The sequence below is a fragment of the Pseudomonas sp. genome (genome assembly GCF_041601375.1).
Taxonomy (GTDB): domain Bacteria; phylum Pseudomonadota; class Gammaproteobacteria; order Pseudomonadales; family Pseudomonadaceae; genus Aquipseudomonas.
The window spans coordinates 1-7335 of sequence record NZ_JBFIIG010000199.1; the positions used below are offsets into that span (position 1 = coordinate 1).

Annotated in this window: 3 protein-coding genes, 1 tRNA gene and 1 rRNA gene; 4 read left to right on the forward strand and 1 reads right to left on the reverse strand. The window is 63.5% G+C overall.

Translation table 11 applies throughout. The annotated features are described in order from the left end of the window. Positions 1–91 (forward strand): 5S ribosomal RNA (gene rrf, locus ABZE94_RS18785); the annotation flags it as partial. A gap of 150 nt (positions 92–241) precedes the next feature. Beyond that, the gene (locus tag ABZE94_RS18790) at positions 242–4351 is read left to right on the forward strand and encodes a DEAD/DEAH box helicase (RefSeq protein ID WP_372877348.1); all 4110 of its coding nucleotides are present in this window, start codon (positions 242–244) and stop codon (positions 4349–4351) included. Between the two features lie 68 nt (positions 4352–4419). On the opposite strand, the gene ABZE94_RS18795 is transcribed toward ABZE94_RS18790, so the two are convergent. Then, positions 4420–4496: transfer RNA gene (locus ABZE94_RS18795), tRNA-Arg, on the reverse strand. 373 nt (positions 4497–4869) lie between these two features. Between ABZE94_RS18795 and gabD the strand changes: the two genes are divergently transcribed. Both gabD and ABZE94_RS18805 read left to right on the forward strand, forming a co-directional pair. Next, positions 4870–6312, forward strand: a complete 1443-nt coding sequence (gabD, locus tag ABZE94_RS18800; protein ID WP_372877350.1) for an NADP-dependent succinate-semialdehyde dehydrogenase — start codon at positions 4870–4872, stop codon at positions 6310–6312. Positions 6313–6573: 261 nt separating this feature from the next. Further along, positions 6574–7335 (forward strand): aminotransferase class III-fold pyridoxal phosphate-dependent enzyme (locus ABZE94_RS18805; RefSeq protein WP_372877352.1); only part of this gene is annotated, 762 nt, incomplete at its 3' end.

The window sequence follows — 7335 nt, forward strand, 5'->3', positions numbered from 1 at the left end:
CACCTGATCCCATCCCGAACTCAGTAGTGAAACGATGCATCGCCGATGGTAGTGTGGGGTTTCCCCATGTGAGAGTAGGTCATCGTCAAGCTTATATTCCAAACCCCCCATCTGCGTAAGCAGCTGGGGGGTTTGTCTTTGTGCGTCGAAAAGACCAGGTGCAGGCGGCCTTCGGGTTGTGCAAGCCTGCACTTTGTTAATATCGCGCGTCTGTTTTTCCTTCTGAGGCTGGAGTTTGCCGATGTCCGCCCCCGCGACCCCTTCCGGGCTTGCCGCCCTACCGGATGCCTACAAGGCGGTGCTCTATGTGCTGGCGCTGTCCTTCCCGGGCAAGCATAAAACCGCTTTGCTCGAGCAGTTGCGCGAGATGGGGGTACGCAGTTCCTCAACCCGGGCGATGGACGGCCCGGCGCTGAGCGAGATACTGGCGATGTTGCACCGTCTCGACTGGGTCAGCCTAGGCGGTGGTGGGCAGCCCTATTGCTTGCCGCCTGAGCGGCGCAATCTGGTGCTGCAGCAGCTCAATAGCGACGTCAGCAAAGACAGCTGGCTGCAGGCGCTGCGCAGCAGCATCGCACCGCCCCGCAGTGCCTGGGATATACCCAGTCAGGCGAACCAGCGGCTGAGTCTGTGGCTGGCCATTCTGGGGGGGCAGGCGGATGAGGTGCAGCAGGGTTTGGCTTTGCTGCAGTCGAGTTCGCTACGCCATAGCCTGGTCGGGGAGTCGCCCTGCCAGCAACTGCTGGCCGACGAACCGGGCAAGCAGGTGTTTGCCAGGCTCAGACATGAGGTCAAGAGCCTGCTCCTGGAGGATTATCTGGGCGAGGTGAACTGGCATCTGCAGCCGGCAGAAGAGGCCTATCGGCAGGGCCTGGCCTTGCTCGCGAACTCTTCGGCCAGCCCGGACTTGGCCTTGCAGCTGATGTTGCAGGCCCTATGGCGTGGTGACTGGGCGCAGTATGAAGCACTGGGGCAGGGTGGCTTGGCATTCATGCAGCAGTTCATCCTCCAGGTGTTGCGTGGCGAGTATGCGCAAGCCTTGTTGGCGATGCAGGAGTGGATGAAGGCGATCAAGCGGCAAAGCAAGAAGCGCAAGGTCGAGCTGCCGCCGATACTCAATGGGTTCTATTGCCTGCTGTTGCTGGCCAGTGCGGACAAGCAGCTGTACCCGGCGCTCAAGCAGGCCGTCAGCTTGGGCGTGAAAGAGTACTACGGCCGGGCTTACCCGGCGCTGCAGCTGCTGGTCGAGCAACAACAGGCCAGTGTCCGGCGGCCTGATCAGGACTTCAGTGGCGCGTTGGCGTTCAATGGCTTCGATGGCTTGCTGCTGGCCCTGGGGTTGTACTGGGCGGATGCCGATGTGGTTCGCGAGCCGGTTTGGCGCGAGCAACTCGCTGGCTTTCGCGACGAGCTCATGGAGGCGGGATACCACTGGCTCGGTGAAGAGCTGGATGCCCTGCTGGCCCAGCAGTTTGCCCCGTCGAGCCGCCAGCCGGACTGGCATCAGCGGGCCGGTCTGGTGCCGCTGGTCAGTCTCTATCGGCGCCAGGAAGCCTGGCAGCATGCCTTGACCGCGTTGTCCATGCTCAAACCGGGCAGGGCCGAGTTGGGGGCGACGCAGGCCCAGAAATCGGCGCGACTGGCCTGGTTGATTACCTTCAGTCCTTATCAGTTGAGTGTCGAGCCACGTGAGCAGAAGCTCGGCGCCAAGGGCCAGTGGAGCAAGGGGCGCGCCGTGGCGCTCAAGCGCCTGTTCGAGGACGGCGACAGTCTGGATTTCCTGCTGGAGCAGGATACCCAGACCATTCGCCAGATCCAGCTCGGTAGCGATTACTACTATGGCGGAGCGCGCTACGAATTGCCTGCCGAGCAGGCCTTGCTCCGCCTGGTCGGACATCCGGCCTTGTTCTGGGCCGATGCGCCGGATGTGCGCATCGATCTGCTGCTCGGCCAGGTCAGCCTGCAGCTCAAGTCGCAGGGCGCGCAGATCCACCTCAAGCTCGAACCAAATGGTGTGCAGGGCAGTCCGGGCGTGCTGCTGCGCAAGGAGACGCCGACGCGCCTGCTGGTTTATCCGATCAGTCGTGAGCTGCGTCAGATCGCCGATATAGTCGGCGATGGCCTGAGTGTGCCGCAGGCCGCCAAGGCGCAACTGGTCGAGGCCATCGGTGCGATCGCACCACTGTTACCGATCCACTCGGACCTGCCCGAATTGGCCGGCCATCTCGACAGCATTGCCGCCGACAATACCCTGTATGCCCACCTGCTGCCGCTGGAGGCGGGTTTGCGCCTGCAATTGCTGGTGCGACCGCTGGCCAGCAGTAGCTGGTTCAAACCCGGTCATGGTCTGGAGAACGTACTCGGTGAGCTGGACGGTAAAGCGCAGCAGGCCAGTCGCGACCTGCACGCGGAAACCGCCTCGTTGCAGCGGGTGTTGCAGGCCTGCCCGGCGCTCGCCCAGGCCGACAGCGATGGTCAGGAGTGGCAACTGGCCGAGCCGCAGGATGCTTTGCAGGTCTTGAGCGAGTTGCAGGCCCTGGAGGGCGACTGGCTGCAATGCGTCTGGCCGGAAGGTGAGCGCATGCGGATCAAGGCGCGGCCGGGCATGGGCCAGCTCAAGCTCGGGCTCAAGCAGCAGGGTGACTGGTTCGTGCTCAGTGGTGAAGTGCAGCTGGACGATGGCCGCGTGCTGCACCTGCGCCAGCTTCTGGAGTTGCTCAAGTCCAGCACGGGGCGCTTCCTCAAGCTTGGCGAACGGGACTGGCTGGCCCTGAGTGACAGCCTGCGCAAGCGTCTGGACGAACTGGCTCATCTGGCCGACCGGGTCGGCGATGACGGTCTGCGTCTGAATCTGCTGACCGCGCCACTGTTGGCCGGCCTGGCACAAGAGGCCGGGGAGTTTCAGGCCGATGCCGGCTGGCAAGCGCACCTGGACAAACTCGAATCGCTCAAGCACTTCCAGCCGCAGCTGCCGAGCACCCTGCAGGCCGAGCTGCGCGATTACCAGCGCGAGGGTTTCGACTGGCTGGCCCGCCTGGCCCAGTGGGGCGTTGGCGCCTGCCTGGCCGATGACATGGGCCTGGGTAAAACCGTGCAGACCCTGGCGCTGCTGTTGCACCGCGCGCCAGCCGGGCCGCAACTGGTGGTGGCGCCGACTTCGGTGGCGCTCAACTGGCAGGCGGAAACCGCGCGCTTCGCGCCGACGCTCAGGCTGCACATCTACCAGCAGAACCGTCACCTCGATGGCTTGGGACCGCTGGACCTGGTGATCGTCAGCTATGGCCTGTTGCAGCAGGACAATCAGGCGTTCGCCAGCCAGCACTGGACCAGCGTGGTACTAGATGAGGCCCAGGCGATCAAGAATTCGCAGAGCAAACGCTCGCAGGCGGCGATGACCCTGCAGGCCGACTTCAAGCTGATCGCTAGTGGCACTCCGGTGGAAAACCACCTGGGCGAACTGTGGAACCTGTTCCGCTTTATCAACCCGGGCCTGCTCGGCAGCCAGGAGCGTTTTGCCCAGCGCTTCTCCACGCCGATCGAGCGTGGCGAGCAGGGCGCACGCAAGGCGTTGAAGGCCCTGATCCAGCCATTCATCCTGCGGCGACTGAAAAGCCAGGTGCTCGACGAGCTGCCGTCGCGCACCGAGATCACCTACAAGGTGCCGTTGTCCGGCGAAGAGATGCACCTGTACGAGGCCCTGCGCCAGCAGGCCCTGAATACGTTGAGTAGCACGGCGCCGGGCAAGTCGCTGCAGGTGCTGGCGGAGATCACCCGTCTGCGCCGCTTCTGCTGTCACCCAAGCCTGGTCATGCCCGAGTGCGGCCTGAGTGGCAGCAAGCTGGCCGCCTTTGCCGAAATCGTCGAGGAGCTGCTGGAAAACCGCCACAAGGCGCTGGTATTCAGCCAGTTCGTCGACCACCTGAGCATCATTCGTGGCTGGCTCGACGAGCAGGGCATCAGCTATCAGTACCTCGATGGCGCCACACCGCCGAAGGAACGCCAAGTGCGCATGGCTGCCTTCCAGGCTGGCATCGGCGAGATTTTCCTGATCAGTCTGAAAGCCGGCGGTACCGGCCTCAACCTGACCGCCGCCGACTATGTGATCCACCTCGATCCCTGGTGGAACCCGGCGGTGGAGGATCAAGCCAGCGACCGTGCTCACCGCATGGGCCAACAGCGGCCGGTGACCATCTACCGACTGGTCACCGAACATACCATCGAGGAGCAGATCGTCGCCCTGCACGGGCAAAAGCGCGACCTTGCCGACAGCTTGCTGGGCGGCGGCGAGGTCAGCGGCAAGCTGGATGCCGATGCGCTGCTGAGTCTGCTCAAGGGCGACCAGATACAGTAAAGCGGCCGGGTGGATGCGCCCGGATACGCAAAGGCCCCAGGTTTTCACCTGGGGCCTTTGCGTTTATATGGTGCACCAGGCGGGATTCGAACCCACGACCACTGCCTTCGGAGGGCAGTACTCTATCCAGCTGAGCTACTGGTGCAGCGCGGGCGCAATCATACGCATCTCGTGGGCGGGCGTCCATGCCGGCGGTTTTTGTGTGATTGCGTCCGCACATGGCGGATGGGTGTGAGGACTCGCCGGAACAGCCCTTGATCGGATGTTTCGTTAATTTTTTCGAACAGGCTCTTGCCCTTTACCCCTCATGACCCTAGGATTCGTTTGAGATTTCAAACGATATTGCCGAAACCGTTCGGAACTCTGTGCGGTCCGGGTCAATCCTATTTAGATCGATTGACTAAAATTGATATGAAGGCAGCAACGCGGCCGTCAAAACATCTTCATGGGGGCGCGTGCTCATCGTGCCAACAACAACCGTCCGACGCCAGGGTGTCGCGATCAAGGAGAATAATGCCATGCAATTGAAAGACACCCAGCTGTTCCGTCAGCAAGCCTATATCGACGGAGCTTGGCTGGACGCCGACAGTGGCCAGACCCTCGCGGTCAACAATCCGGCCACCAATGAAGTCATCGGTACGGTGCCGAAGATGGGCGCCGTCGAGACCCGCCGCGCCATCGAGGCGGCCGACCGCGCGCTGCCGGCCTGGCGTGCGCTGACTGCCAAGGAGCGCGCGACCAAGCTGCGTCGCTGGTTCGAGTTGCTGATGGAGAACCAGGACGACCTCGGTCGCCTGATGACTCTGGAGCAGGGCAAGCCACTGGCCGAGGCCAAGGGCGAGATCGCCTACGCCGCCTCTTTTATCGAGTGGTTCGCCGAAGAAGCCAAGCGCGTCTATGGCGACACCATCCCCGGCCATCAGGCCGACAAGCGCATCCTGGTGATCAAGCAGCCGATCGGCGTCACCGCGGCCATCACCCCGTGGAATTTCCCGGCGGCGATGATCACCCGCAAGGCCGGTCCGGCGTTGGCTGCCGGCTGCACCATGGTGATCAAGCCGGCTTCGCAGACTCCGTTCTCGGCCCTGGCCCTGGTCGAGCTGGCGCATCGTGCCGGCATTCCCAAGGGCGTGCTCAGCGTGGTCACCGGCTCGGCTGCGGAGATCGGTGGCGAGCTGACCGGTAATCCGATCGTGCGCAAGCTGTCGTTCACCGGCTCGACCGAGATCGGCCGCCAGCTGATGGCCGAATGCGCCAAGGACATCAAGAAGATCTCGCTCGAGCTGGGCGGTAACGCACCCTTTATCGTGTTCGACGATGCCGACCTGGATGCCGCGGTCGAAGGCGCCCTGGCGTCCAAATACCGCAATGCCGGGCAGACCTGCGTCTGCGCCAACCGTCTCTATGTGCAGGACGGGGTGTACGACGCCTTCGCCGAGAAGCTGATGGTCGCGGTGGCCAAGTTGAAGATCGGCAACGGCCTGGACGATGGCATCACCACCGGCCCGCTGATCGACGCCAAGGCGGTGGCCAAGGTCCAGGAACACATCGCCGATGCGGTGGGCAAGGGCGCCAAGCTGGTCGCCGGTGGCAACAGCCTGGGCGGCAACTTCTTCGAGCCGACCATTTTGCTCAACGTACCGAACCACGCCGCGGTCGCCAAGGAAGAAACCTTCGGCCCGCTGGCGCCGCTGTTCCGCTTCAAGGACGAGGCCGAAGTGATTGCCATGTCCAACGACACCGAGTTCGGCCTGGCCTCCTACTTCTATGCCCGCGATCTGGGGCGGGTGTTCCGCGTGGCCGAGGCGCTGGAATACGGCATCGTCGGCGTCAACACCGGGATCATCTCCACCGAGGTGGCGCCGTTCGGCGGCATGAAGGCCTCGGGCCTGGGCCGCGAGGGCTCCAAGTACGGCATCGAGGACTACCTGGAGATCAAGTACCTGTGCCTGGGTATCTAGCCAGTCGCTACTGCGCTTTGGCGATACGGTGTTGGCGGAATCGGGGAAAATGCTCATTGGCAAAAGCCAACTCCGCTTTTTTCAGACACCGCCGCCTTGTCTGACCTTCGCTCGCTACACTCGGTTAGGGTGTAGGCATAAAGAATTATTCCCCCATGGCCGGGAGGGCTGTAGCAGTCGATCATCGTATGCTGCTGCCGCGCTAACCCGGTCATTTCATCCTTGAACCACGCCGACCGATGAGCGGCCAATGAGGACAGCATGAGCAAGACCAACGAATCCCTGATGCAACGCCGCACCGCCGCCGTTCCGCGTGGCGTCGGCCAGATCCACCCGATCTTCGCCGAGCGGGCGCAGAACGCCACGGTCACCGACGTCGAGGGTCGCGAGTTCATCGACTTCGCCGGCGGCATCGCCGTGCTCAACACCGGCCACCTGCACCCCAAAGTCGTCGCCGCCGTGCAGGAACAGCTGACCAAGCTCACCCACACCTGCTTCCAGGTGCTGGCCTACGAGCCCTACGTCGAGCTGTGCGAGAAGATCAACGCCAGGGTGCCGGGCGACTTCGCCAAGAAGACCCTGCTGGTCACCACCGGCTCCGAAGCGGTGGAGAACGCGGTGAAGATCGCCCGCGCCGCCACCGGCCGCGCCGGGGTGATCGCCTTCACCGGCGGCTACCACGGCCGCACCATGATGACCCTGAGCCTGACCGGCAAGGTCAATCCCTATTCGGCCGGCATGGGCCTGATGCCCGGCGGCGTGTTCCGCGCCCAGTACCCGTGTGAACTGCACGGGGTCAGCGTCGACGACGCCATCGCCAGCATCGAACGGGTGTTCAAAAACGATGCCGAGCCACGCGACATCGCCGCCATCATCATCGAGCCGGTGCAGGGCGAGGGCGGTTTCTACGTCGCGCCCAAGGCCTTCATGCAGCGCCTGCGCGCCCTCTGCGATCAGCACGGCATCCTCTTGATCGCCGACGAAGTGCAGACCGGCGCCGGGCGTACCGGCACCTTCTTCGCC